Here is a 23996-nt window from a genome sequence, read left to right as displayed (position 1 = left end):
TCCATCTGGATCCCGGCCTTTGCCGGGATGCACGGTGAAAGATCAGGCGGGCCGCGCATCGATCGTGCGGCGAAATGACATCAAAGACGCCCCCGGTTCGCGCCGGGGGCGTTATTCTTTGGCGCTTTAGCGAATTTCTTCGCCCTTAGCCCCGGTTCGGTCATGACCCATAAGGAAACAGCGCCTATATGATCCGCGCCAGCCTCACGCGGATGTGACCGCTCAGAAACCCGAGGCCGAAGCGGGACGACGAATACTATGGCGGACGATGCCGGTCGGCTGAACCAGGTCTTTGCCGAGACCAGCTTCCTCTACGGCTCCAATGCCGCCTTCATCGAAGGGCTTCACGACGAATGGGCGGCCGATCCGTCCAGCGTCTCGGCCGAATGGCGCGCCTTCTTCGACCAGCTTCGCGACACCGCCGCGACCGTGCAGGCCTCCTCGGCCGCCGGAAGCTGGGGCCGGTCGGGGGGCTCCGAGCCGACGGAAGAGACCGGCGTCTTCGACGGCCGCTGGCCCGCGCCGAAGCCCGACCCCAGGGCCAGGCCTGCCGCCGCTGCTGCGGCTTCGCCCGCCGCTGCCTCTCCCGCCCCGTCGGGCTCTTCGGCTGCCGAGGTTCGCGCCGCCGCCCATGATTCCATCCGCGTCCTGATGCTGATCCGCAGCTACCGCGTGCGCGGTCACCTGCAGGCGACGCTGGACCCGCTGGGCATCGAGGCGGCGACCAACAATCCCGAGCTGACGCCGGAGTTCTACGGCTTCACCGAAGCCGACATGGACCGTCCGATCTATCTGGACGGCGTACTGGGTCTGGACACGGGCACCATCCGCGAGGTGATGGCTGTCCTGAAGCGCACCTACTGCGGCAATATCGGCATCCAGTTCATGCATATTGCCGAGCCGGAGGAGAAGTCCTGGCTCCAGCAGCGGTTCGAGGGCCCTGACGCCTTCGAGAAGAACGGCTTCACCAAGGAAGGCAAGATCGCCATCCTCAACAAGCTGATCGAGGCCGAGGGCTTCGAACGCTTCCTGCACAAACGTTTCCCCGGCACCAAGCGGTTCGGCCTGGACGGCGCCGAGGCCATGGTCCCGGCCATGGAGCAGATGATCAAGCGCGGCGGCGCCCTCGGGGTCGACGACATGGTCTTTGGCATGGCCCACCGCGGCCGTCTGAACATGCTCGCGGCCGTCATGGGCAAGCCCTACCGGGCCATCTTCCACGAGTTCCAGGGCGGCTCGACCGTGCCGTCGGACATCGAGGGATCGGGCGACGTCAAATACCATATGGGCGCCTCGTCGGACCGCGCGTTCGACGGCAACCACGTCCACCTGTCGCTGACGGCCAACCCGTCGCACCTGGAGATCGTCAACCCGGTCGTTCTGGGAAAGGCGCGCGCCAAACAGGCCTTCGACATCCGCGAGGCCAACAAGGGCCTGCCGGAAAGCCAGTGGGCGCTGGACCGCTCCAAGGTCATGCCGGTTCTGATCCACGGCGACGCCGCCTTCGCCGGTCAGGGCGTGGTCGCCGAATGCTTCGCCCTGATGGGGCTGAAGGGCTACCGCACCGGCGGGACGATGCATTTCGTCATCAACAACCAGATCGGCTTCACGACCTCGCCGCGCAACAGTCGCTCGACGCCCTATCCGTCGGACGTCGCCCTGATGGTCCAGGCACCCATCTTCCACGTCAACGGCGACGACCCCGAAGCGGTCGTCTTCGCCGCCAAGGTGGCTACGGAATACCGCCAGAAGTTCAAGAAGGACGTGGTGGTGGACATGTTCTGCTACCGCCGCTTCGGCCACAACGAAGGCGACGACCCGACCTTCACCCAGCCGATCATGTACGCGAAGATCCGTTCGCTTCCGTCGACGCGCGAGATCTATTCCAGGCGGCTGGTCGAGGAGGGCGTGATCACCGAGGCCGAGGTCGACGCCGAACTGGCGCGGTTCGAGGCCTATCTCGACGCGCAGTTCGAGGCCGGCAAGACCTTCAAGGCCGACAAGGCCGACTGGCTCGACGGCCAGTGGAAGGGCGTGGGCCTCCCCGACGGCGAGGACCGACGCGGCGAGACCGCCGTGCCGGAAGCGAAGCTCAAGGATCTCGGGCATCGCCTGACGACAGTTCCGAACCAGGTCGACATCCACAAGACGCTGAAGCGGGTCATCGAGGCCCGCCGCGAGATGATCGACACGGGTCAGAACATCGACTGGGCCACCGCCGAGAGCCTGGCCTTCGGCTCGCTGGTGTCGGAAGGCTTCCCGGTTCGCCTGTCGGGTCAGGACTCGATGCGCGGTACCTTCTCCCAGCGCCACTCTGGCATCGTCGATCAGACGACCGAGGAGCGTTACGTCCCGCTGAACAACCTCGGCGGCGACCAGGCCCATTTCGAGGTCATCGACTCGGCCCTGTCGGAAGAGGCTGTGCTGGGCTTCGAGTACGGCTACGCGCTGAGCGACCCCAACACGATGGTGATGTGGGAGGCCCAGTTCGGCGACTTCGTAAACGGCGCCCAGGTCGTGATCGACCAGTTCATCTCCTCGGGTGAACGCAAATGGCTGCGCATGTGCGGCCTGACCATGCTGCTGCCCCACGGCTATGAGGGCCAGGGCCCGGAACACTCCTCGGCCCGCCTCGAGCGGTTCCTGCAGCAGTGCGCCGAGGACAATATGCAGGTCGCCAACTGCACCACCCCGGCCAACTATTTCCACATCCTGCGTCGCCAGATGCACCGGCCGTTCCGAAAGCCGCTGATCATCATGACGCCCAAGAGCCTGCTGCGTCACAAGAAGGCGGTCTCGACCCTGAAGGACATGGCCGAGGGCTCGTCCTTCCACCGCGTCCTGCACGACGACGCCCAGACCCGGCCGGACGTCTCGGGCATCACGATCAAGGGCGACAAGGATATCCGCCGCGTGATCCTGTGCTCCGGCAAGGTCTATTACGACCTGCTGGACGCGCGCGAGAAGAAGGGCGTCAACGACGTCTACATCCTGCGCCTGGAACAGTTCTATCCGTGGCCGATCAAGTCGGTTTCGGCCGAACTGGCCCGCTTCCCCAACGCCGAACTGGTCTGGTGCCAGGAAGAGCCGAAGAATATGGGCGGCTGGACCTTCGTCGATCCGTGGCTGGAACTGACGCTGGAAAAGATGAGCCTGAAGGCCAAACGCGCCCGCTACGTCGGTCGCCCCGCGTCCGCCTCGACCGCCGCCGGCCTGATGACCCGACATTTACAGGAACTCGAAAAATTCACCTCCGAGGCCCTCGCCTGACCCTGCGGAGACGGGCGGTCTCCCGCCTGTCGCCGATCTCCCCTACCTTGCTGACACGTTGAACGACCGGAACCGACCATGGCCGACATCCTGACCCCCGCCCTCGGCGAATCCGTCTCCGAGGCGACCATCGCCAAGTGGAGCAAGAAGGTCGGCGATCCGGTCCGGAAGGACGAGGTCCTGGTCGAGCTGGAAACCGACAAGGTCTCGCTGGAGGTCGTCTCGCCCTCCGACGGCACGCTCGGCGACATCAAGTTCGCCGAGGGCGACACCGTGATGCCGGGCGCGATCCTGGGCTCTGTGACCGAAGGCGCCGCCGCCGCGAAGCCGGCCGCTGCAGCACCCGCCGCCCCCGCCAGGGCTGAAGCCGCGCCGGCTCCGGCCGCCGCCGCTCCGGCGCCTGCTGCCGCTGCGTCCGCCTCGGTCGACATCACCATCCCCGTCATGGGCGAGAGCGTCGCCGAAGGCGCGATCGGCAAATGGTCCAGGAAGACCGGCGATGCGGTCAAGAAGGACGAGATCCTGGTCGAGATCGAGACCGACAAGGTCGCGCTCGAAATCGCGTCCCCCGCCGACGGCGTCCTGACCATCTCGGTCGACGAAGGCGCGACGGTCACGCCGGGTCAGGTCATCGGCTCCATCTCGGGCTCGGGCGGGGCTGCCGCCCCCGCTCCGGCCGCCGCCGCTCCGAAGGCCGCCAGCGCCAGCGCCAACGCCGGCTCGGCCCAGGTTTCCAACGACACCCTGTCGCCTGCCGTCCAGCGCGTGGTCGCCGAGAACAACCTCGACCCGAAGGCGATCGCCCCGACCGGTCCGAAGGGCAATATCACCAAGGGCGACGCGCTCGCCGCCGCGGCCTCGCCCGCCCCGGCCGCCGCGGCCCAGGCCTTCACGGCTCCGACGCCGGCGCCCGCCGCCGCCGCCCCGGCCGCCCCGCGCGCCGACCAGCCGCGCGAGGAGCGGGTCAAGATGACCCGTCTGCGCCAGACCATCGCGCGCCGCCTGAAGGAATCGCAGAACACCGCCGCCCAGTTGACCACCTTCAACGAGGTGGACATGACCAACGTCATGGCCCTGCGGAACCAGTACAAGGAGGCCTTCGAGAAGGCCCACGGCGTCAAGCTGGGCTTCATGTCCTTCTTCACCAAGGCCGTCGTCGCGGCCCTGAAGGAGATCCCGGCGGTCAACGCCGAGATCGACGGCACCGACAACATCTACAAGAATCACTATGACATCGGCGTCGCCGTCGGCACCGAGAAGGGTCTGGTGGTTCCGGTTCTTCGTGATGCCGACCTGCTGTCTCTGGCGGGCATCGAGAAGGGCATCGGAGCGCTGGGCAAGGACGCGCGCGACGGCAACCTGACGCTGGACCAGCTGCAGGGCGGCACCTTCACCATCACCAACGGCGGCACCTACGGCTCGCTGATGTCGACGCCGATCCTGAACGCGCCCCAATCGGGCATCCTCGGGATGCACAACATCGTCCAGCGCCCGATGGCGGTGGACGGCCAGGTGGTGATCCGGCCGATGATGTACCTGGCCCTCAGCTACGACCACCGCATCGTCGACGGCAAGGAAGCCGTCACCTTCCTGGTGCGCGTGAAACAGCTGCTGGAAGACCCGGCGAGGGCGTTGCTGGACCTGTAAGCGGTCCACGAGACAGAGACATGGACGGCGGGGTCGGAGACGACCCCGCCGTTTTCGCTTGCGCTACCTGAGCGCGCCCAGAACGTCGTCCGTATCGGCCCCCAATGCCGGCGGGGCGGTATCATAGCGCACCGGCGTTTCCGAGAGCCTGATCGGCGAGGCGACCGTCCGTGTCGGGACCGACAGGTCTTCGCGCTCCAGCGTGATCTCCAGCCCGCGATGCTTCGCCTGGGGCTCGTCGAAGACCTGGTCGATGGTGTTGACGGGGCCGCAGGGGACGCCCGCCGGCTCCAGTCGCGCCATCAACTCGCCCATGGTCCAGCCGGAGGTGACGGCCGAGAGGGCCGCGACCAGTTCGATCCGGTGCTCGATCCGCCCGGCGTTGCCGGCATAGCGTTCGTCGCTCGCCAAGCCCTCCAGGTGCAGCACGCCGCACAGGGTCCGGTACTGACCGTCGTTGCCGACCGCGATCACCACCATGCCGTCGGAACAGGGGAAGGGCTGATAGGGGACGAGGTTGGGGTGGGCGTTGCCCATCCGGGTCGGGGCGACGCCGGAAACGAAGTAGTTCGTGGCCTGATTGGCCAGCATGGCCGCCTGGACGTCGAACAGGGCGATGTCGACGTGCTGGCCCTGACCCGTCGCCCGCGCATGCAGCAGGGCGGCGAGGATGGCGTTCGACGCATAGAGGCCGGTCGCCAGATCGACGACGGCGACGCCGACCTTCATCGGTTCGGCGCCGGGCGCCCCGTCCGGCTGGCCGGTCACGCTCATCAGACCGCCCATGGCCTGGATCATATAGTCGTAGCCGGCCTGACCGGCGCGCGGGCCGGTCTGGCCGAAGCCGGTGATCGAGCAATAGACGAGTTTCGGATGGGTCGCCGCGAGCGAGGCGTAGTCGAGGCCGTATTTCTTCAGCCCGCCGACCTTGAAATTCTCGACCACGACGTCGCAGGTCGCGGCCAGATTGCGGATTGTTTCGGCGCCTTCGGGCGAGGCGATATCGAGCTCGACGGACTTCTTGCCCCGGTTGGCGCACAGGAAATAGGCGCTGTCGCCGCGTGAGCCGTCGGTCTTCGTGGTGAAGGGCGGGCCCCAGGCGCGGGTGTCGTCGCCGACCCCGGGGCGTTCGATCTTGATCACCTCGGCGCCGAGATCGGCCAGGGTCTGGGTCGCCCACGGTCCCGCCAGAACGCGCGACAGGTCGAGGACACGTACGCCCGCCAAGGCTTGAGGCGCCATTGCTAGAGCCCGGGATCGAAGGCGCCGGCGTCCCGCATCCGGGTCTCGCGGGCAACCTCGGCGCGATAGCCCAGTTCGTCGGCCATCCGCTTGATGTCCGCCGACACCGTCGTCTTGTGCAGGCCGGGAACCACGGCGTGGATGAAGGCGCAACCGGACAGCTTCGCGAGCCGCATGCCCATGCGCGTGGCCACGCCCGCGTGGTGCACATAGGTTTCCTCGACCTCGCGCGGGTGGTCGACGAACAGGGATTTCAAGGCGCGGATCATCCAGACAGCCTAGCTTGAGACGAGCCTCGTCTCTACCCGTCACGCGCATTCTGGCCTAAACCGGCGCCCGAACCAGGGCCGGCGCGTCACGCGCGCGTGAGAAGCCCCAAAAGACGCAACCAGCGATCAGAGGACGATCCCATGGCCGACGGCGCCGCACCCGTGACCCAGACCTTCAAGTGGGACGACCCGTTCGACATGGAGAGCCGGCTAACGGAGGACGAACGCGCCATCCGCGACGCGGCCCGGACCTATGCCCGCGAGCGCCTGTTACCCCGCGTCGTGGCCGCCTTCCGCGACGAGGTCTTCGACCGCGCCATCATGACCGAGATGGGCGAGATGGGCTTCCTCGGCGCCATGCTGCCCGAACAGTATGGCGGCTCGGGCGTCAGCCACGTCGCCTATGGTTTGATCGCGCGCGAGATCGAGGCGGTCGACAGCGGCTATCGCAGCGCCATGTCGGTGCAGTCGTCCCTGGCCATGTATCCGATCTACGCCTTCGGCAATGAGGAGCAGAAGATGCGGTTCCTGCCGAGGATGGCGGCAGGCGAGCTGGTCGGCTGTTTCGGCCTGACCGAGGCGGACGGCGGGTCGGACCCGGCCTCGATGAAGACCAACGCCGTGGCCGTGGACGGCGGCTACAGGCTGAACGGCGGCAAATACTGGATCACCAACTCGCCGATCGCCGACCTCGCCATCGTCTGGGCCAAGCTCGACGGCGTGATCCGGGGCTTCATCGTCGAGCGCGGCATGGAGGGGTTCACCACCGGCAAGATCGGCGACAAGCTGTCCTTGCGCGCCTCGGTCACCGGCGACATCGGGCTGAACGACGTCTTCGTGCCCGAGGCCAATCTGTTGCCGGGGGTGAAGGGTCTGCGCGGGCCCTTCTCCTGCCTGAACAAGGCGCGCTACGGCATCAGCTGGGGCGCGATGGGCGCCGCCGAGTTCTGCCTGCATGCGACCCGCGACTATGTCGGCGAGCGGATGCTGTTCGGCCGGCCGCTGTCGTCGCGCCAGCTGGTGCAGAAGAAGCTGGCCGACATGCAGACCGAGATCTTCCTCGGCCTCGAGGGCGCCTATGCCCTGGGCCGTCTGCTAGACACCGGCGCCTGGGTGCCCGAGGCCATTTCCCTGATGAAGCGCAACAACTGCGGCAAGGCCCTGGCCATCGCCCGCGAGGCCCGCGACATGCACGGCGGCGCAGGGATCACCGGCGAACTGCATGTGATGCGGCACGCGATGAATCTGGAGACGGTCAATACCTATGAGGGCGCGCACGACGTGCATGCGCTGATCCTGGGACGGGCGATCACGGGCGAGAGTGCGTTCTAAAGCCGCGCTGGCTAGACCAACGGATGCCGCGTCGACTTGACTTGAATGGCAATCGAAGCGGCGCTGCCCATACTCCAACCTGTTCCGTCTGAACGACGATCACGTCTGGCAGCAATCCAAGAGTCAGATCATGCGCGCACTGTCGGCTTCTCTCCGGCTGGTAGCTCCACCGCTTTCGAACCAAGAAGCTGATCGCTTTCGCACTGCGGGGCCGGAAGCGAACGATGCTCGGGCTCAACTTGGCCGAGCTACAATCTATATGATCGGTCAGCGCCAAGAGATTTTCTTCCGGGATCTCAAATGGGACGCGGAAGCCAGCCACCTGCTTTTCACACTCGTGCTGGGCGAGGTGCGCGTGCGTGGGCGCATGGATGTGAATGGGCTGTCGGAGCGACGCGGTCGTGCAGATTGCGACCCGATGGGTGTCTCTGCCGATGAGAAATACATTCACATTCTCGACGTCGATGAACATGGCGAGAAGACCGTTGTCTGGGGGGCCAGCCCTGACGCGGTGTTGTATTACGCGTGGCGTCAGGACCCAGACATTGCTTTAGAACGAGACGCCCGAGAACTCGCGTCATACCGACTGCTCTACATCGGCATGTCAGATGATGGGGCGTATCAGCGCCTTATCAACGCGCCGCATCATGCAAGACTCGATATCTTGACGAACGAATTTCAGATCAGGTCAGAGGCTCGGGTTAGTGACGAGACCTTCTTCTTCATGTTCGAGATTGAACCACTTCACCTCCAATCTTGGGGCGCTGATGACGATATCACTGAAGAGCAGATTGAGAGAATGACCAGCCAAGACGCTGGGCTCCCACAAAAAAAGCTCACCTCCGACGTCGAAAAGGCGTTCATCTCGATGTTGAAAACGCCGTACAATAAGCGTCTCTACAAGAACTATCCCAAGGTTGCCGGGGGTCTTTCCGGCTTGGGCCTAGACAGCTATGCGTACGCGATCGCCGAAGACATTTCCTTCGATGTTGACGGGCAGCGCGTTGATGGCGGCTATGCGCCGGGCTTGCCGAACTCAAACCGCGCAGATTTCATCTTGGTCTCAGGAGATCGAGTGCAACTCATCGACATCTCAGAAAAAGCTGAGATCGAATACGGTTAGGTCAAAGCCCGGACTTAACCGTTCGTTCTCTTGGCATCACCCCTCGCACCCCGTCGTGCGCTGGCTCCAGCTGATGCCCGCGATGGTCCATGCGCCGTCCTTGCGGATGATGTCGAAGTGGTTGGCACCGCAGTGGACGACCGCGCCGTCGACCTTGAACAGATAGCGGCCGAAGACCACCGCCACGTCGCCGTCGATGGCGATGATCGGGTCGGGCATGACCTCCTCGAACCGCTCGGCGCCGGGGCGCAGGCCGCCGGCGAATTCCTCGGCCGTCAGACGGCGGATGACGCGGCTTCCGTCAGGACGCTCGACCGTGACGATCATGGTCGCCTCCGGATCGAAATGGGGCGCCAGCAATGCGGCGTCGCGGGCGGCCAGGGCGGCGAAGACGGCGTTGACCGGGACCATGACGGCGGCAGCCTCGGCCGAGGCGGGATCGGCGGGCATGGTCGTCTGGATCGCGAGGACGGCGGCGAGGGCGAGCAGGGTCATGGCGATCTTCCCGTCGGCGCCCGGACGCGCCGAACGCTACGCTATCACGCCGCCCGAACCCCACAAGCCGCGCCCACGGCCTTGTCTCGTCAGGAAGGATCAGCGGCGCGGGCGGGCCGAAAGCCCCAGGATCAGAAGGCCGGGCCGGTTTGTTCTGGCGACCGCGCAGACTAAGCTGGCGGGAAGTCGGGTCGGGGGAACAGGCGTATGAGCAGCACGGACATCGAACAGGCGGCGGAAACCGATCCCTTCGCGGCCCTGGCAGAGGTGTTCGCGGGCCGGCGCGCCCTGGTGCTGGAGGACGATCCGGCCCTGGCCGAACATGTGTCCGACCGCCTGCTGCGCGCCGGGTTCGAGGCCGTGGACTGCGTCGATGCGGGCGAACAGGCGCTGAGCGCGGCCGCGGCCCATGCCTATGACATCCTGATCCTGGACCGGCTGACCAAGGGGCTGGACGGTCTGGAGACGCTGAAGCGGCTGCGCACCTCGTCGGGTCCGTCCTCGGACGCGCCGGCCCTGATGCTGACGGCCCTGACCGGGGAGCGCCAGCGGGTCGAGGGCCTGCTGGGCGGGGCCGATGACTATCTGTCCAAGCCGATCGGCGACGAGGAGCTGCTGGCGCGGATCGCGGCCCAGCTGCGACGCGTGGCCCGTCGCGCCCGGCCCGCCAACGCCGACCTGGTCAACGGCCCGTTCCGCCTGTCGCCGGGCGCCCGCACCGTCAAGCTGACGGTCGAGGGGGCCGAGCGGCTGATCGACCTGTCGCCGCTGGAGTTCGCCATCGTCTCGGAGCTGATGACCGCGCGCGGCCAGCCGGTGACCAAGACCATGCTGTGGGACCGGTGCTGGGTCGAATGGACCTTCCTGCCCGACAATTTCGTCAACATCATCGACGCACGCATCTCGGCCCTGCGTCGCCGGCTGAAGGAACAGGCGCCCGAGCTGGGCGAGGACCTGCACCCCCTGATCGTCTCGGCCCGCAGCCAGAGCCTGATCTTCCGCGATCTCGACGCGGCGTGACCAGCAAGAGTGTCAGCGGTTTTGCGCCCGGGTCACGCCTTGGGAAATGCGTGAGCCTTTGAGTCGACTGGCCGCGATCTGGAAAAGGATCCAGCCGTCCGGCCTCATGGCCTGGATGGCGCGCCGGACCCTGACCCAGCTCGCCTCCGGTCTGGCCATTCTGGCGGCCGTCGCCCTGACCGGATCGCTGGTCGTCACCGGGCAGGCGGCGCGGCTGGACCAGCGCCAGCAGGCGGCCCTGTCTGCGCTTGATGATTTCGGCGCCATGGCGTCGAAGCTGCCGGCCGACACCTCTATGGACGCCTCGGCCATGACCGAGGGCGACGCCGCCTATATGTCGGCTTTCCTCAGCGCCTTCCAGGACGGGCCGACCCGGAATGTCACCACTTTGGAACAGACCTGTCGCACCGGCCAGGGCGGGGCGGGCGTGCGCTTCATCCGCGCCCCGGTCGGCAAGCCCGCCGGCTTGCTGGCGCTGGAGACCGCACGGGCCGAGCGCCTGACGCGGCTGGGCGACGGCGTCTTCCTGATCCGACTCGACGCCGGCCAGCTCTGCCTGACGCGCGGCGTCGACGTCATCGTGGTCAAGCGGCCGATCGGGTCGCTGTCCATCATCGTCGGCCGGGTGGTCGATCCGGCCGGTGTCGCCTGGCGCTGGGCGGTCCTGGCCGTGGCCCTGACCGGCGCCCTGATCCTGGTGTCCGGCCTGACCGCGGCCCTGTTCGCCCGCCAGCGCCTGACCAGCGCCATCGCCGAGGTCAGCCTGGTGCTGGACCGCGCCGCCCTGGGCGATTTCTCGCGCCGCGCGCCCGATGTGGCTGTGGCGCCGGAGCTGACCCAGCTCTCGAACCAAGTGAACCGGACGCTTGACCGCCTCGAGGAGCTGTTGAGCTGGCTGCGCGATTCCGCCGACCAGCTGGCGCACGATTTCCGTACCCCGCTGGCCCGCGCCTCCGCCCGTCTCGACAAGCTGATGGAGACCGAGGATCCGGCCGAGCGGAAGCGGCTGGGCGAGGCGGCGGGGCGGGACATCGCCGAAATCACCCGCGCCATGAACGAGGCCATGGCGCTGCGCGACGGCGAGGCCTGGCTGTTCGAGAGCGTGCGGCTGGATGTGCTGGCCGAGGCGGCGGTGGAACTCTACCAGCCCATCGCCGACATCCGCGACATCCGGATCGTCGCCGAGGGCGAACCGGTCTCGGTGCTGGGCGTGCGGTCCCTGCTGCAGCGCGCCGTGGCCAACCTCGTCGACAATGCGGTGAAGTTCTCGCCCGACGGCGGCGTTGTGACCCTGCGCGCCTGGGACTGCGATGAGGGTCCGTGCCTCTCGGTCGGCGATCAGGGGCCCGGCATGTCCGGCAACCAGCCCTCCATGCCGCGCGCCAAGGACAGTCATGGCATGGGACTGGCCTTCGTGCGGGCGATCCTGCGTCGCCACGGCGGCCGGATGACGATTGATGACGCGCGCCCCGGAGCCATCGTCACGGCAAGGTTCTCACGCTAGGCTCCGATCAACCACTGGGGATACACCATGACGCGCCTTCGCCTCCTGACCGGTTCGGCCCTCGCCCTGACGCTGCTCGGAGCCGTCGGCGGCGTCGCGCAGGCCCAGACCGCGCCGGAGTTCCCCATCCCCTACGACAGCCGCCGCGGCGTGTTCAGCTTCGCGACAGGGCTGGAGCGGTCCCTGCCGGCCGTGGTCCAGGTGACGACACTCGGCATGTCGGCGGGGCCGACCACCGGCGAGACCGAACCAACCCCCGTCTCCAGCGGCTCCGGCGTCATCATCGACGCCGCCAACGGCATCATCGTCACCAACCATCACGTCATCGAGGACGGGCAGAAATTCCGCGTCGACATGACCGACGGACGTCTGGTCGACGCCACCCTGATCGGGTCCGACAAGGCGACGGATATCGCGGTCCTGCAGATCCGCGCCCCGGGCCTGTCGCAGGTGGAGACGGTGGATTCCGACACCCTGCGCACGGGCGACCTGGCCTTCGCGGTCGGCTATCCGCTCGGCCTCGACCAGACCCTGACCATGGGCGTGATCTCGGGTCTGGGCCGGTCCGGCATGGGCGACGCGGTCGAGGACTATATCCAGACCGACGCGGCGGTGAACTCGGGCAACTCCGGCGGGCCCCTGCTGGACAGCCGGGGCCGGCTGATCGGCATCAACACCTCGATCCTGTCGGGCGACATAGGTGGCGGAAACGACGGCATCGCCTTCGCGGTCCCGACCCGCATCCTGCTGTTCGTGGTCGAACAACTGCGCGCCAACGGCGAGGTCACGCGCGGCCGCATCGGCGCAACCCTGGGCTCGCTGACCGCCGAGCGCGCGGTCGAGGCGGGCCTCGGCTTCGTGCGCGGCGCCATTGTCGAGGATGTCCTGCCCGGCTCTCCGGCCGAGCGCGCGGGCCTGCAGCGTGGCGACATCATCACCCGCATCCAGAACCGCCCGGTCGCCAACGCCGGCTCGGTGCAGGCCACGGTGGGCATCGCACCTCCGGGAACCCGGATCGCTCTCGTCTATTTGCGCGACGGGCACGAGGCGACCACGGCGCTGAACGTCGAGGTCCTGTCGACAGATCCGGTCCAGGTCGGCTCGACCTCGCTCCAGGCCTACGGCGCCAATTTCCGCGACGTGAAGTCCTCTGACGGGATCAGCACAACGGGCGCCCTGGTCGCGGCGGTCGAGGGCGGTTCAGCTGCGGCCCAGCAGGATCTGCGCGCCGGCGACCTGGTCACCGCCGCCAACGACATGTCGGTCTCGGGCTTTTCGGAGCTGGGGCGTGCGCTCGGCACCGGCGGCGGCGCGACCCTGACGGTCCAGCGCGGTGGCGAAGAGGTCGAGATCGTCATCCCCGCGGCGGACTGAGTCTGCCTCTCGATCCGTGCCCCCCGGCGAAGGCCGGGGTCCAGATGGCGAATGCCGGCGGATGGACGAAGTATCGGTAAGCGATCCCTGCTGACTGAGTCCGTGATCTGGACCCCGGCCTTCGCCGGGGTGCACGGGGTGGGGGAAGCTGCGCTCAAGCAGCGAGACGCCGCGCGTCGAGCGATAGCGCACTAGAGAGAAAAGCGCGCCCGCGGCGCGCGCCAGACAGCAAAACGCCCGCCTTGCCGGAGGGGGGAGGGAGGCAGGACGGGCGTCTCGCTTTGGAGGAAGCGTCGGCCTGGCGAAGCCTAAATACGGCAACATCCAGGGGGGCTGGGGGGGCTGTTCAGGATCCGGGACGCTTCCGAACTCCGTCAGGCCGACGCTCTCCGTTTCGCTGTCCAACCGGGCCGACGAAGGACCGAAACGGGGCCATTTCGTGTCGTGGATAATCTATTGGTCAGGCGAGGGGTCTGGCGGCGCTGGTATTTGGCCGAACCGCGCCTAGATTGATCGGGATGACCTTTGATCCCTCCTCCGCTGAAGGCGGTCCGCAACCGTCGTCCGTCTTCTTCGAACGGCGCGAGCTGGACCTGATCCTGCGGGTCTACGGCCGCATGGTGGCCCAGGCCGAATGGCGCGACTACGCCATGGTGGGGGGCAGGGAGGCGGCCGAGTTCGCCGTCTTCCGCCGCTCCGGCGACGCCCCCGCCTATCGCATCGAGAAACGCCCGGCGCTCCAGACCCGCCAGGGCCAGTGGTCGGTCATCGGCGAGGGCGGCGTCGTCCTGAAGCGCGGTCGCGAGCTGCCGCAGGTGCTGCGCGTCTTCGACAGCCGCAAATTCCAGGTGGTGGACTAGCAAAAAGCCCCGGCCTTTCGACCGGGGCTTTCCATTGTTCAGCCTGTGCGCGCCTCTGGGAGGCCCGCCACTTGAGCCTAGTTCCGGTTGCCGCCCATGAAGGCCAGCAGGAACTGGAACAGGTTCACGAAGTTGATGAACAGGCTCAGCGCGCCGAAGCCGGTTGCCACGCCCATCGCCGCGTGGTCGCCGCCCAGCTGGTAGTAGGTCATCTTCAGACGCTGGGTGTCATAGGCGATCAGGCCTGCGAAGATCAGCACGCCCAGGCCAGAGATGATCAGGTAGAGCGTCCCCGACTGCATGAACATGTTCACGACCGAGGCGATGATCAGGCCGATCACGCCCATGATCAGGAACGATCCCATGGCCGTCAGATCCTTCCTGGTCGTGTAGCCGATCAGGCTCAGCGCGCCGAACGAGGCGGCCGTCACGAAGAAGGTCGAGGCGATCGAACCGCCCGTATAGCGCAGGAACAGAACGCCCATACCTGCGCCGATCGAGGCGACGACAGCCCAGTACAGCAGGTTCACGCCGCCGGCCGTGGGGTTCTTCATGAAGAACATCGAGCCGAACAGCAGGACCAGCGGCAGGAACTGGACGATCATGCCCAAGATGGTCATGCCGATGCGACCGTCAGGTCCCACGGCGAACAGCAGTTGCTGCACCGCCGGCACGTTGCCGGTGGCGTAGGCCAGGGCGCCGGCGACCACGAGGCCGAGCGCGAGCTTGTTGTAGACGCCCAGCATGAAGCTGCGCAGGCCCGCGTCCACGGCCATGTCGGCTTTGGCCGGAGCCGGCGTCGAGTAGCCGTTTCTGAAGTCGCTCATCGCGAGTGTCTTCTCCTGTTGAGGCGACGGGAAACTCCCGGCGCCGATGTCGGAAATATCGGGGTCTGGACCCCACTGCGCAAGGGATTGATCGCCGCAGGGGTTCCCGCCGCTTCCCGCCCTGCGCGCCAGACGCTACGAACGGTCGCATGCTGCGCCTGTTTACCGCCGTTCCGATCCCTTTCGACGTAGCCGAGACGCTCGGTCGCCGCCAGACCGGCCTGCCCGGCGCGAAATGGCGGGGTGCGGAGGCGCTCCACGTTACCCTAGCCTTCTACGGCGGTGTGGACGAGCGCCGCGGCGACGATCTGGCCGCTGGACTGGCCCGGATACCGGGTGGCGTCTTCGATATCGAACTGAAGGGCGTCGGCGCCTTCGGCGATGCGCATCGCAGCCACACATTATGTGCGGGACTGGAACCTTCGGAGCGACTCAACGTCCTGGCGGGGCGCTGCAAGTCGGCGGCCGAGCGCGCGGGCGTCACCATGGAGCCCCGACTCTATCGTCCCCACGTCACTCTCGCCTACCTGAAGACCCAGACCAATCCGGACAGGATCGGGGCCTGGATCACCAACCACAACCTGCTGCATTCGCCGCCGATCCGTGTCGATCGCTTCGGCCTGTATTCCAGCGTCCTGAGCGACGATGGCAGCCACTATGAACTGGAACGGGAGTATCCGCTGTGACTGTGTCCGGCCCCACGATCGAGACCCAACGTCTGATCCTGCGCCCGACGGCGATGGAGGATTTCCCGCGCTGGTGCGATTTCCAGGGCGACGCCGAGACGACCCGTTTTATCGGCGGTCCCAAGAGTCCGGCCGAGGTCTGGCGGGTCCTGATGTCTGTGGCCGGCGCCTGGGCTCTGACCGGCGAAGGCTTCTTCTCGGTGATCGAGAAATCGACCGGCCAGTGGATCGGCCGCATCGGCCCGTGGAACCCGCACGGCTGGCCGGGGTCGGAGGTGGGCTGGAGCCTGCACCCTGACGCCATGGGCAAGGGCTATGCGCGGGAGGCGGCCGTGGCGACCATGGACTACGCCTTCGACGTGCTGGGCTGGGACGACGTCATCCACTCCATCCATCCCGACAATATCGCGTCCCAACAGCTGGCCGCGCGCCTGGGCTCGGCCAATCGCGGCCGGGGTCGACTGCCGCCGCCGTTCGAGGAGTCCTGCGTCGATCTGTGGGGTCAGACAAGGGCGGAATGGGCTGTGAACCGGAAGCGGTTCATCGCTTGAAGGCGGAACGCAACCGGAACATAAGTGTCGGATGCCCGCCGCTGCTGTTCATCTCGAACTCGTCTTCAGCCGTCCGGAGACGACCCTCGGCGTCACGCGCGGGGCGGCGAGGCTGCTGGCCGACATGGGCTATGCCCCGCTGCTGGAGGTGTGCCTGCCGAACGGCCGTCGCGCCGATGTCATGGCTCTGGGGCGCAAGGGCGACATCGTCATCGTCGAGGTGAAGTCGGGAATCGCGGACTATCGTGTCGATCGCAAATGGCCGCAGTACGCCCCCTTCTGCGACGCCTTTTTCTTTGCGGTGGCTCCGGAGTTTCCGGAAGGGGTGCTGCCCACTGAGCCGGGTCTGATCATCGCCGATGCCTTCGGCGGGGCCGTGGTGCGGGATGCGCCGGTGCTGACCCTGGCTCCCGCGAGGCGAAAGGCGCTGACGATCGCCTTCGGACGCCTGGCGGCGATGCGGACGGTGCGAGAGTAAACGTCCTTCTCCCCCTGCGGGAGAAGGTGGCAGCCGAAGGCTGACGGATGAGGGGTCGCACCGTCGATTGGAGAAAGCGCTGGCAAGGATAGCCGTTGAGGTCAGCGTGACCCCTCATCCGACCTCGCTGCGTTCGGCCACCTTCTCCCGCAAGGGGAGAAGGAAAGCGGCTACCTCGGCGCGCGTTTCGCCAGGATGCGTTGCAGCGTCCGGCGGTGCATGCCGAGGCGGCGCGCAGTCTCGGAGACATTGTGGTCGCACAGCTCGTAGACCCGCTGGATATGCTCCCAGCGCACCCGGTCGGCGCTCATCGGGTTCTCGGGCGGTTCGGGCGAGTCGCCGGTGGCGAGCAGGGCCTTGACCACATCGTCGGCGTCGGCGGGCTTGGACAGATAGTCGACGGCCCCGGCCTTCACCGCCGCCACGGCCGTGGCGATGGCGCCGTAGCCGGTCAGCATGACGATTCGGGCGTCCTCACGGCGTTCGCGAATGGCCTCGACGATCTTCAGGCCGTTGCCGTCCTCAAGCCGCATGTCCAGCACGGCGAACGCCGGCTGATAGGTCCGGAGGAGCTCTGTCGCCTCTCCGACCGATCCGGCCGTGGTCACCTGGAACCCACGAGACTCCAGCGCCCGGCCCAGACGCGTGCGCAGCGCCTGGTCGTCGTCCAGCAGCAACAGGGAACGGTCCTGGAGCCCGGCGATGCGGTCTTCCATGTTGCCGGAGTTGAGAGGCGCGGTGGTGGTCGTCATGGCGGAGTTTCTCCTAGCCACCAAGTCGGCTTCCCGCGCAGGCGGGTCAAGCGGTGCGGCGATGGAGCGCAGGCCGACCGGGTCTCACGGGACCAGTTCCAGCGCACGACGGTCCCAGCGCACAGTGACGCGTGCGCCCCGGTTGGCGCCCGGCCCGCCCTCGCCCTGACCGACGACCACCTTGCCGCCGGTCCGTTCCAGAAGGGTCCGCGCGATGAAGAAGCCCAATCCCATACCGCCCTGGCTCGGAACGATGTCGGGCTCCAGCAGAGGCGGCGCAGGGGTCTTGCCGCGCCGGGGCGGTCGTGCTGCGGCGGCCAGTCGCGCGGCCAGGGCCTGACGCGACTTGCCGAGCGGACGGCTGGTCACATAGGGCTCGCCGAGGCGCGGCAGGATCTCGGGAGCAAAGCCCGGGCCGTCGTCCAGGACCTCGAGCGTGATCCACTGCGCGTCCGCCGTCGCCCGGACCCGGACCGTCGAGGCGGCGAAATCGGCCGCATTCTCGACCAGGGCGGACAGGCCGTGGACCACTTCCGCCAGCCGCTTCACGCGCGGCTCCGCCAGGCCCCCGCGCGTGTGGACGGCCACCTTGATGTCGAGGTCGAAGCCCAGATGCGGATCGACCACCTCGTTCAGCAGGGCCTTCAGACCGATCTCCGTATAGAGAGGGTCGCCGTCCTCGGGTCGTTGCGACAGCCGCTTGAGGATCTCGCGACAGCGTTCGGCCTGCTGCAGCATCAGCCGCGCATCCTCGGCGATCGGCCCGTCGGCCGGCGAGGCGCGCAGCAGCTCCTTGGCCACCACCTGGATCGTCGCCAACGGAGTGCCCAGCTCGTGCGCCGCCGCCGCCGCCAGTCCGCCCAGCGCCGCCAGCCTCTGTTCCCGTTGAAGCACGTCCTGCGTCGTGGCCAGCGCCAGCTCCAGTTTCTCGGCGTCCGCCGCCACCCGCCAGGCGTAGGCGGCGGTGAACACCACCCCCGTCGTCAGGGCCAGACCGACGCCGAACTTGTAGAGAACCGGCAGGTCGATATCCGCACCGTTCTGCCAGGGCAGGGGCATGGACCAGAAGAACAGGGCCGTGGTCGACGCCAGCACCATCAGGCCCAGTGTCAGGGCCTGACGTCCCGGCAGGGACGCGGCCGCCACCGTCACCGGCGCGACCAGCAGCAGGCAGAAGGGATTTTCCAGCCCGCCGGTAAAGGCCAGCAGGGCCGACAGCTGCAGGATGTCGAAGCCCAGATGGATGCCGGTCTGGCGCCCGTCCGGCAGGCGGCTGTCGACTCTCTGCAATCGAGCCATGGCCAGCAGGTTCACGATCACGCTGGCCAGGATGACCAGCAGGCACTGCCATCGTGGCAGGGGGAAGTGGAACATCGTGTCCAACACGATCAGGGTCGCCGTCTGGCCCACGATCGCCAGCCAGCGCAGGATGATCAGCGTCCTGAGCGACAAGCCCCGGCTGCGGCGCGGCAAACTGGCCCAGTTCGGCGGCGCCGGCGGGAACTGCGACATGACGTCCTCGGGGGAGGCGTCGGGATCGGGACGGACTTCGCTCTGGTTCACACGGCGTCTATAGACCGGTCTCGCGCCCCTGTCGGCCCGGAGAGACACGATGCCACGCCGTTCCATCTTCCTGTTCGCAGGCGCCTGTTTGGGCATCGCCATCGCCCTGGCGACCGTGACGGTGGTCGTCGTCACGGGACGGGACCGCGCACAGGCCGTCGCCGAGGGGACCGCGACGGGTCAGCCGGCCGTCGGCGGTCCGTTCCAGCTCGTCAACCAGGACGGCCAGGCGGTCGACCAGACGATGCTGGACGGCCGGTGGAGCCTGGTCTTCTTCGGCTTCACCTACTGCCCGGACTTCTGTCCCACGACCCTGACCTCGCTGGAGGCGACACGCACCCTGCTGGGGTCGGCGGCCGACAACCTGCAGATCGTCTTCGTCTCGATCGACCCGGAGCGCGACACGCCCCGGGCGCTGAAGGACTATCTGTCGTCCGACGGCTTCCCGCCCGGCGTCATCGGCCTGACCGGCACGCCGGAACAGGTCGCCGACGCCGCCAAGGTCTATCGCGCCTATTTCCAGAAGGTCGGCGACGGCGAGGACTACACGATGAACCACTCGCTGACGGTCTATCTGATGGGCCCCGACGGCCAGTTCCGCTCCGCCCTGGGTCACGACCTGGGGCCGGAACGCTCGGCCCAGCTGATCCAGCGGGTTATGGCGCGGGGCTGACATCCCCGAGATCGCGGGCTGCGAATATAAATCCTTTTGCAGTGCAGCGCGTTCTATGATGGCATCACCGCTTCGGCGGGGCCGATCACAGGATTTCATGCTCTACTCACTTCACGAGCTCGCCTATCAGTCGGCGCAGCCTTTCCGGATCGGGGCGCAGTTCGCCCGCAAGTTCTGGACCTCGCCCCATAACCCGGCCTCGCAGACGGCTGTCGGACGCACGGCCTATGCCTCGGCCGAGCTGTTCGAGAGCGTCACGCGCCGCTACGGCAAGCCGGCCTGGGGTCTCGATGTCGTCACCATCAACAACCAGCCGGTGCGCACCACCGAACAGGTCATCTGGCAGAGCCCCTGGGTTCGCCTGGTGCGTTTCGCGCGCAACGTCGGCGACCTGAAGCGGGCCAGGAAGCCGGTCGCAGCGCCCAGTGTGCTGATCGTCGCGCCTCTGTCCGGGCACTACGCGACCCTGTTGCGCGGCACGGTCGAGACCTTCCTCCAGGATCACGACGTCTATGTCACCGACTGGGTCAACGCCCGTCAGGTGCCGATGCTGGAAGGCCGTTTCGACTTCCACGACTACATCGACCACGTCCGCACCATGCTGGCCCAGATCGGCCCGCGCGCCCACGTCGTCGGCGTCTGTCAGCCCGGCCCGCCGGTCCTCGCCGCCGCTGCGATCATGGCGGCCGAGAACGACCCGAACCGCCCGGCGTCGATGACCTTCATGGGCTCACCGATCGACGCGCGCCTGTCGCCGACGGTGACGAACCAGCTGGCGGAGGCCAAGCCGTTCGCCTGGTTCCAGTCGAACATGATCCACACCGTGCCCTGGCCCTATCCGGGCTTCGGCCGGGAGGTCTACCCGGGCTTCGTCCAGCTCTACAGTTTCATGTCCATGAACGAGCAGAGACACACCGACGCCCACCGGGAGTATTTCCGCCACCTGGTCGCCGGCGATGGCGACGAAGTGGAGAAGCACGAGGAGTTCTACGACGAATATCTGTCGGTCCTGGACCTGACCGAGGAGTTCTATCTCCAGACCATCGACATCGTCTTCCAGTCGCACCTGCTGCCGCGCGGCCTGCTGGAGCATCGGGGCGCACCGGTCGATCTGACGAAGATCACCGACATCGGCCTGATGACCGTCGAGGGCGAAAAGGACGATATCTCAGGCGTGGGCCAGACCCAGGCCGCGCATACCCTGTGCACCAACATCCCCGACGACCAACGGGTGCTTTACGTCCAGCCGGACGTCGGTCACTACGGCGTCTTCAACGGGCGGCGGTTCCGCGAGGAGATCTACACCCGCACCCGGGACTTCATCGCGGCCAATGAAAAGCTCTGCGCAATACCAGACCGGTCAGCGGCTGCCGCTTGAGGGCGGCCACGCCCTTCGCCTGAGCGTCAATCCGCGCGCCCGGCGCATCTCGATCCGCATCGATACGCGGAAGGTTGAGGCTGTGGCCATCGCCCCGTCGGAGCGGCGGCTGGCCGATGCGGTGGCCTTCGCGCGCACCAAGTCGGCCTGGATCGCCGAGCGGCTGGCGGCGCGGCCCGGCGGGACGGCGATCGAACCCGGCGCAGTCATTCCCTATCGCGGCGGCACGGTCCCGCTGGAGGCTGCGGGCGGCGCGGGGGCGGCTCGGCTGGTGGAAGGCCCGGACGGTCTGCGCATCGTTTCGGGCGGCGAGGGCGAAGCGTTCGCCCGGCGCGTCGTCAACCTGCTGAAGCGGGCGGCGAGAGAAGCGCTCCAGACCCGAACCGATTTCCATCTTCGTGCCCTGGGCCAGAGCCCCGTGAGCCTGACCATCAATGACCCGGCGTCTCGCTGGGGTTCGTGCAGTCCGCTGTCGCGCTCGATCCGCTATTCCTGGCGGGTGATCATGGCGCCGCCCGAGGTGCTCGACTACCTGGCCGCCCACGAGGTGGCGCACCTGGTCCATGCCGACCACAGCCCGGCCTACTGGTCGGTGGTCAAGGGGCTGGTCGGCGACCACCGTCCTTTCCGCGCCTGGCTGCGCGACCACGGGGCTGCGCTGCACGCCGTGGGACGGTGACATCGATCCTTCTCCCCTTGCGGGAGAAGGTGGCAGCCGAAGGCTGACGGATGAGGGGTCACACCGGCGGCCGGATTGGTGTGATCAAGCGCTGACTTTCGAGGTCAGCGCGACCCATCATCCGACCTCGCTTCGCTCGGTCACCTTCTCCCCCAAGAGGACAAGGAAGCTCAGAAGAACAGCGGGTTGTTCTCTTTTTCCGGCCGAGCCTCCGGTTCGGGGCGCTGGTCCGGCGGGTCGTCGCGCCGGGGCCGCTCGACGGGCGCGGGGTCGCGGCGGGGTTCCGCGACGGGCGCGCGCGGATCATAGGGCTCGCCCTGGTTCGGGTCGACGCCGTCCGGCAGGACGGTGGAGTCGCCGTAGGGATCCTCCACATCGCCGATCAGGTCGCCGATCGGATCCGGCGCGACCCAGCCGTCTGGCATCGGCGGACCGTTGGGGATCGGCTGGACGTTCAGGCGCGGCAGGGCCGCCTCCATGAAGCCCTTCCAGATCGCCGCCGGGGCCGCGCCGCCGGTCACGCCGCGCATGGCGGTATTGTCGTCCTTGCCGACCCAGACGGCGGTGACGAAGCCGCCGGTGTAGCCGACGAACCAGGCGTCCTTGTAGTCGGAGGTCGTGCCCGTCTTGCCCGCGATGTCGCGGCCGGAGATCGCCGCTGACCGGGCCGTGCCGCTCGTCACCACGCCCCGCAGCATCTGGTTCATATAGTAGAGGGACGGATTGTTGATCGCCTGACCGGCCGCCGTGTCACGGGCGCCGCGCTGGTAGATGACCCGGCCCTGGGGGGTGCGGATCCGGCTGATGCCATGGGCCTCGACCCGACGTCCGCCGTTGGCGAAGGCGTCATAGGCGGTAGCCATGTCGATTGGCGTGACCTCGACGGCCCCCAGGGCCATGGCCGGCTCCAGCCCGATGCGGGACGAAATGCCGAGGCGCCGCGCGGCCCGGGCCACGCTGTCACGACCGATCTGGTCGGCGACATAGGCGGCGACCGTATTGGTCGACTGGGCCACGGCGTTGGCCAGGGTCATGTTGCCGGCGAAGGTGCCGGAGTAGTTGCGCGGGCTCCAGTTGCCGATGCGGACAGGCTCGTCCACCACCGGGGTCTCGGGCGTGTAGCCGGCCTCCATGGCCGCCAGATAGACGAAGGGTTTCCACGCCGAGCCGGCCTGACGGCGAGCGTCGACGGCGCGGTTGAACTGGCTGTCCGCATAGGAGGCGCCGCCGATCATGGCGCGCACCCGGCCGTCGCCGTCCAGGGCCACCAGGGCCGCCTGCTCCACGCCGCGCGAGGCGTCGCGGTCCAGGATGCGGCGGACATTGCGTTCGGCCGCCGTCTGCAGGGTCAGGTCCAGGGTGGTCTCGACGATCATGTCCTCGGTCGGCTCGCCGACGAGACCGCGGATCTCCTTGTCGAGCCAGTCGACGAAATACTGGGCGTGCTGGGTCGCCAGGGTCCGGGAGACGCGAACCGGCTCGAGCACGGCGGCGGCGCGCTGTTCCGTCGTGATGACGCCGGCCTCCGCCATCTCGTCGAGCACGACCGTGGCGCGGGCGGCGGCACGCTCATGTTCCGAGACCGGCGAATAGCGTGACGGAGCCTTGAGCAGTCCGGCCAGAAGAGCAGCCTCGCCGACGGTCAGGTCCTTGGCACCCTTGTCGAAATAGCGTTGCGACGCCGCCTCGATGCCATAGGCGCCGGCGCCGAAATAGACGCGGTTGAGATAGAGGGCGAGGATCTCCTGCTTGGAGAATTTCAGCTCCAGCCAGACGGCCAGCATCAGTTCCTGCACCTTGCGGCGCACGTTCTGGTCGGGCGTCAGGAACAGGTTCTTGGCCAGCTGCTGCGTCAGTGTCGAGCCGCCCTGGACGATCCGGCCGGCGCGCATGTTCGCCGCCATGGCCCGGCTCATGCCGATGGGATCGAAGCCGGGGTGCCAGTAGAAGCGGCGGTCTTCAATCGCGATGAAGGCGGCGGGCACATAGTCCGGCAGCGAGTCCAGATCGGCCGGCGGCGCCTGCTGCGAGCCGCGCGTGGCGATCAGGGCGCCGTTCCGGTCCAGATAGGTGATCGAGGGCTGGCGATCGATGTCGTAGAGAGCCGAGGTGTCCGGCAAGCCTCGCGCGAACACGGCGAAGAAGACCACCAGAAATATGACGCCCCAGACGGCCAGCACCGAGCCCCAGTAGAGGACCTGCTGCAGCCGGGTGCGCGCCGGTCTGGCCCCGCCGCCCGCATTCCTGTTTCCGAACCCCGGACCGGCCATCGA

21 protein-coding genes are annotated in these 23996 nt (G+C 67.5%); 14 read left to right on the top strand and 7 right to left on the bottom strand.

Going from position 1 to position 23996, the window contains the following annotated elements:
* Positions 1-258: 258 nt before the first annotated feature.
* Positions 259-3270, top strand: a complete 3012-nt coding sequence (locus tag ACP7A5_RS08920; RefSeq protein WP_426041590.1) for a 2-oxoglutarate dehydrogenase E1 component — start codon at positions 259-261, stop codon at positions 3268-3270.
* Positions 3271-3348: 78 nt separating this feature from the next.
* Positions 3349-4917, top strand: a complete 1569-nt coding sequence (gene odhB / locus ACP7A5_RS08915) for a 2-oxoglutarate dehydrogenase complex dihydrolipoyllysine-residue succinyltransferase (protein ID WP_426041589.1) — start codon at positions 3349-3351, stop codon at positions 4915-4917.
* Between the two features lie 63 nt (positions 4918-4980).
* Here the strand turns inward: odhB and ACP7A5_RS08910 are convergent, their stop codons facing one another.
* Positions 4981-6159, bottom strand: a complete 1179-nt coding sequence (locus ACP7A5_RS08910; RefSeq protein ID WP_426041588.1) for a CaiB/BaiF CoA transferase family protein — start codon at positions 6157-6159, stop codon at positions 4981-4983.
* A 2-nt stretch (positions 6160-6161) separates the two neighbouring features.
* A complete protein-coding gene (locus ACP7A5_RS08905; RefSeq protein WP_426041587.1) occupies positions 6162-6416 on the bottom strand; it encodes a DUF6356 family protein in 255 nt (84 codons plus the stop codon).
* 153 nt (positions 6417-6569) lie between these two features.
* Here ACP7A5_RS08905 and ACP7A5_RS08900 point away from each other — a divergent pair, with 153 nt between their 5' ends.
* Positions 6570-7760 (top strand): acyl-CoA dehydrogenase, encoded by a 1191-nt coding sequence (locus ACP7A5_RS08900; RefSeq protein ID WP_426041586.1) that lies wholly within the window; start codon positions 6570-6572, stop codon positions 7758-7760.
* 130 nt (positions 7761-7890) lie between these two features.
* Positions 7891-8883: a hypothetical protein gene (locus tag ACP7A5_RS08895; protein ID WP_426041585.1), complete on the top strand. Its 993-nt coding sequence runs from the start codon at positions 7891-7893 to the stop codon at positions 8881-8883.
* A gap of 36 nt (positions 8884-8919) precedes the next feature.
* On the opposite strand, the gene ACP7A5_RS08890 is transcribed toward ACP7A5_RS08895, so the two are convergent.
* A complete protein-coding gene (locus tag ACP7A5_RS08890; RefSeq protein WP_426041584.1) occupies positions 8920-9378 on the bottom strand; it encodes a hypothetical protein in 459 nt (152 codons plus the stop codon).
* 207 nt (positions 9379-9585) lie between these two features.
* Here ACP7A5_RS08890 and ACP7A5_RS08885 point away from each other — a divergent pair, with 207 nt between their 5' ends.
* The 4 genes from ACP7A5_RS08885 to ACP7A5_RS08870 all read left to right on the top strand — a co-directional run bounded on the left by ACP7A5_RS08885 (position 9586) and on the right by ACP7A5_RS08870 (position 14136).
* Positions 9586-10398: a response regulator transcription factor gene (locus tag ACP7A5_RS08885; RefSeq protein WP_426041583.1), complete on the top strand. Its 813-nt coding sequence runs from the start codon at positions 9586-9588 to the stop codon at positions 10396-10398.
* Positions 10399-10456: 58 nt separating this feature from the next.
* Positions 10457-11902 (top strand): ATP-binding protein, encoded by a 1446-nt coding sequence (locus tag ACP7A5_RS08880; RefSeq protein ID WP_426041582.1) that lies wholly within the window; start codon positions 10457-10459, stop codon positions 11900-11902.
* A gap of 27 nt (positions 11903-11929) precedes the next feature.
* Positions 11930-13276: a trypsin-like peptidase domain-containing protein gene (locus tag ACP7A5_RS08875; protein ID WP_426041581.1), complete on the top strand. Its 1347-nt coding sequence runs from the start codon at positions 11930-11932 to the stop codon at positions 13274-13276.
* A gap of 518 nt (positions 13277-13794) precedes the next feature.
* Entirely contained in the window at positions 13795-14136 is a 342-nt protein-coding gene (locus tag ACP7A5_RS08870; RefSeq protein ID WP_426038690.1) for a DUF2794 domain-containing protein, read from the top strand.
* Between the two features lie 77 nt (positions 14137-14213).
* Here the strand turns inward: ACP7A5_RS08870 and ACP7A5_RS08865 are convergent, their stop codons facing one another.
* Positions 14214-14963, bottom strand: coding sequence for a Bax inhibitor-1/YccA family protein (locus ACP7A5_RS08865; RefSeq protein WP_426041580.1), 750 nt, complete (start codon positions 14961-14963; stop codon positions 14214-14216).
* A 149-nt stretch (positions 14964-15112) separates the two neighbouring features.
* Between ACP7A5_RS08865 and thpR the strand changes: the two genes are divergently transcribed.
* The 3 genes from thpR to mmcB are packed head-to-tail and all read left to right on the top strand — an operon-like array spanning position 15113 to position 16678.
* A complete protein-coding gene (thpR, locus tag ACP7A5_RS08860; RefSeq protein ID WP_426041579.1) occupies positions 15113-15649 on the top strand; it encodes an RNA 2',3'-cyclic phosphodiesterase in 537 nt (178 codons plus the stop codon).
* Positions 15650-15651: 2 nt separating this feature from the next.
* Positions 15652-16200: a GNAT family N-acetyltransferase gene (locus ACP7A5_RS08855; protein WP_426041578.1), complete on the top strand. Its 549-nt coding sequence runs from the start codon at positions 15652-15654 to the stop codon at positions 16198-16200.
* Between the two features lie 31 nt (positions 16201-16231).
* Positions 16232-16678 (top strand): DNA repair putative endonuclease MmcB, encoded by a 447-nt coding sequence (gene mmcB / locus ACP7A5_RS08850; protein ID WP_426041577.1) that lies wholly within the window; start codon positions 16232-16234, stop codon positions 16676-16678.
* Positions 16679-16848: 170 nt separating this feature from the next.
* Here mmcB and ACP7A5_RS08845 read toward each other — a convergent pair whose 3' ends face one another.
* Both ACP7A5_RS08845 and ACP7A5_RS08840 read right to left on the bottom strand, forming a co-directional pair.
* A complete protein-coding gene (locus ACP7A5_RS08845) occupies positions 16849-17394 on the bottom strand; it encodes an ActR/PrrA/RegA family redox response regulator transcription factor (protein ID WP_426038725.1) in 546 nt (181 codons plus the stop codon).
* Positions 17395-17514: 120 nt separating this feature from the next.
* On the bottom strand, positions 17515-18993 hold the full coding sequence (locus ACP7A5_RS08840) for an ActS/PrrB/RegB family redox-sensitive histidine kinase (protein ID WP_426041576.1): 1479 nt from the start codon (positions 18991-18993) through the stop codon (positions 17515-17517).
* Between the two features lie 49 nt (positions 18994-19042).
* Between ACP7A5_RS08840 and ACP7A5_RS08835 the strand changes: the two genes are divergently transcribed.
* From ACP7A5_RS08835 to ACP7A5_RS08825, 3 genes are all read left to right on the top strand, one after another.
* A complete protein-coding gene (locus ACP7A5_RS08835; protein WP_426041575.1) occupies positions 19043-19666 on the top strand; it encodes an SCO family protein in 624 nt (207 codons plus the stop codon).
* 97 nt (positions 19667-19763) lie between these two features.
* Positions 19764-21044: a polyhydroxyalkanoate depolymerase gene (locus ACP7A5_RS08830; protein WP_426041574.1), complete on the top strand. Its 1281-nt coding sequence runs from the start codon at positions 19764-19766 to the stop codon at positions 21042-21044.
* A complete protein-coding gene (locus tag ACP7A5_RS08825; protein WP_426041573.1) occupies positions 20998-21723 on the top strand; it encodes a M48 family metallopeptidase in 726 nt (241 codons plus the stop codon). Before ACP7A5_RS08830 ends, ACP7A5_RS08825 begins: the two co-directional genes overlap by 47 nt.
* Positions 21724-21893: 170 nt before the next feature.
* Here the strand turns inward: ACP7A5_RS08825 and ACP7A5_RS08820 are convergent, their stop codons facing one another.
* Complete coding sequence (locus ACP7A5_RS08820) at positions 21894-23993, bottom strand: transglycosylase domain-containing protein (RefSeq protein ID WP_426041572.1); 2100 nt, start codon at positions 23991-23993, stop codon at positions 21894-21896.
* Between the last annotated feature and the right edge of the window lie 3 nt (positions 23994-23996).

It is taken from the genome of Brevundimonas sp. TWP2-3-4b1 (assembly GCF_049897665.1).
GTDB classification, from domain to species: Bacteria; Pseudomonadota; Alphaproteobacteria; order Caulobacterales; family Caulobacteraceae; genus Brevundimonas; species Brevundimonas subvibrioides_B.
The sequence above is the reverse complement of the archived record's forward strand: the minus strand, read 5'-3'. Positions and strand labels throughout refer to the sequence as shown.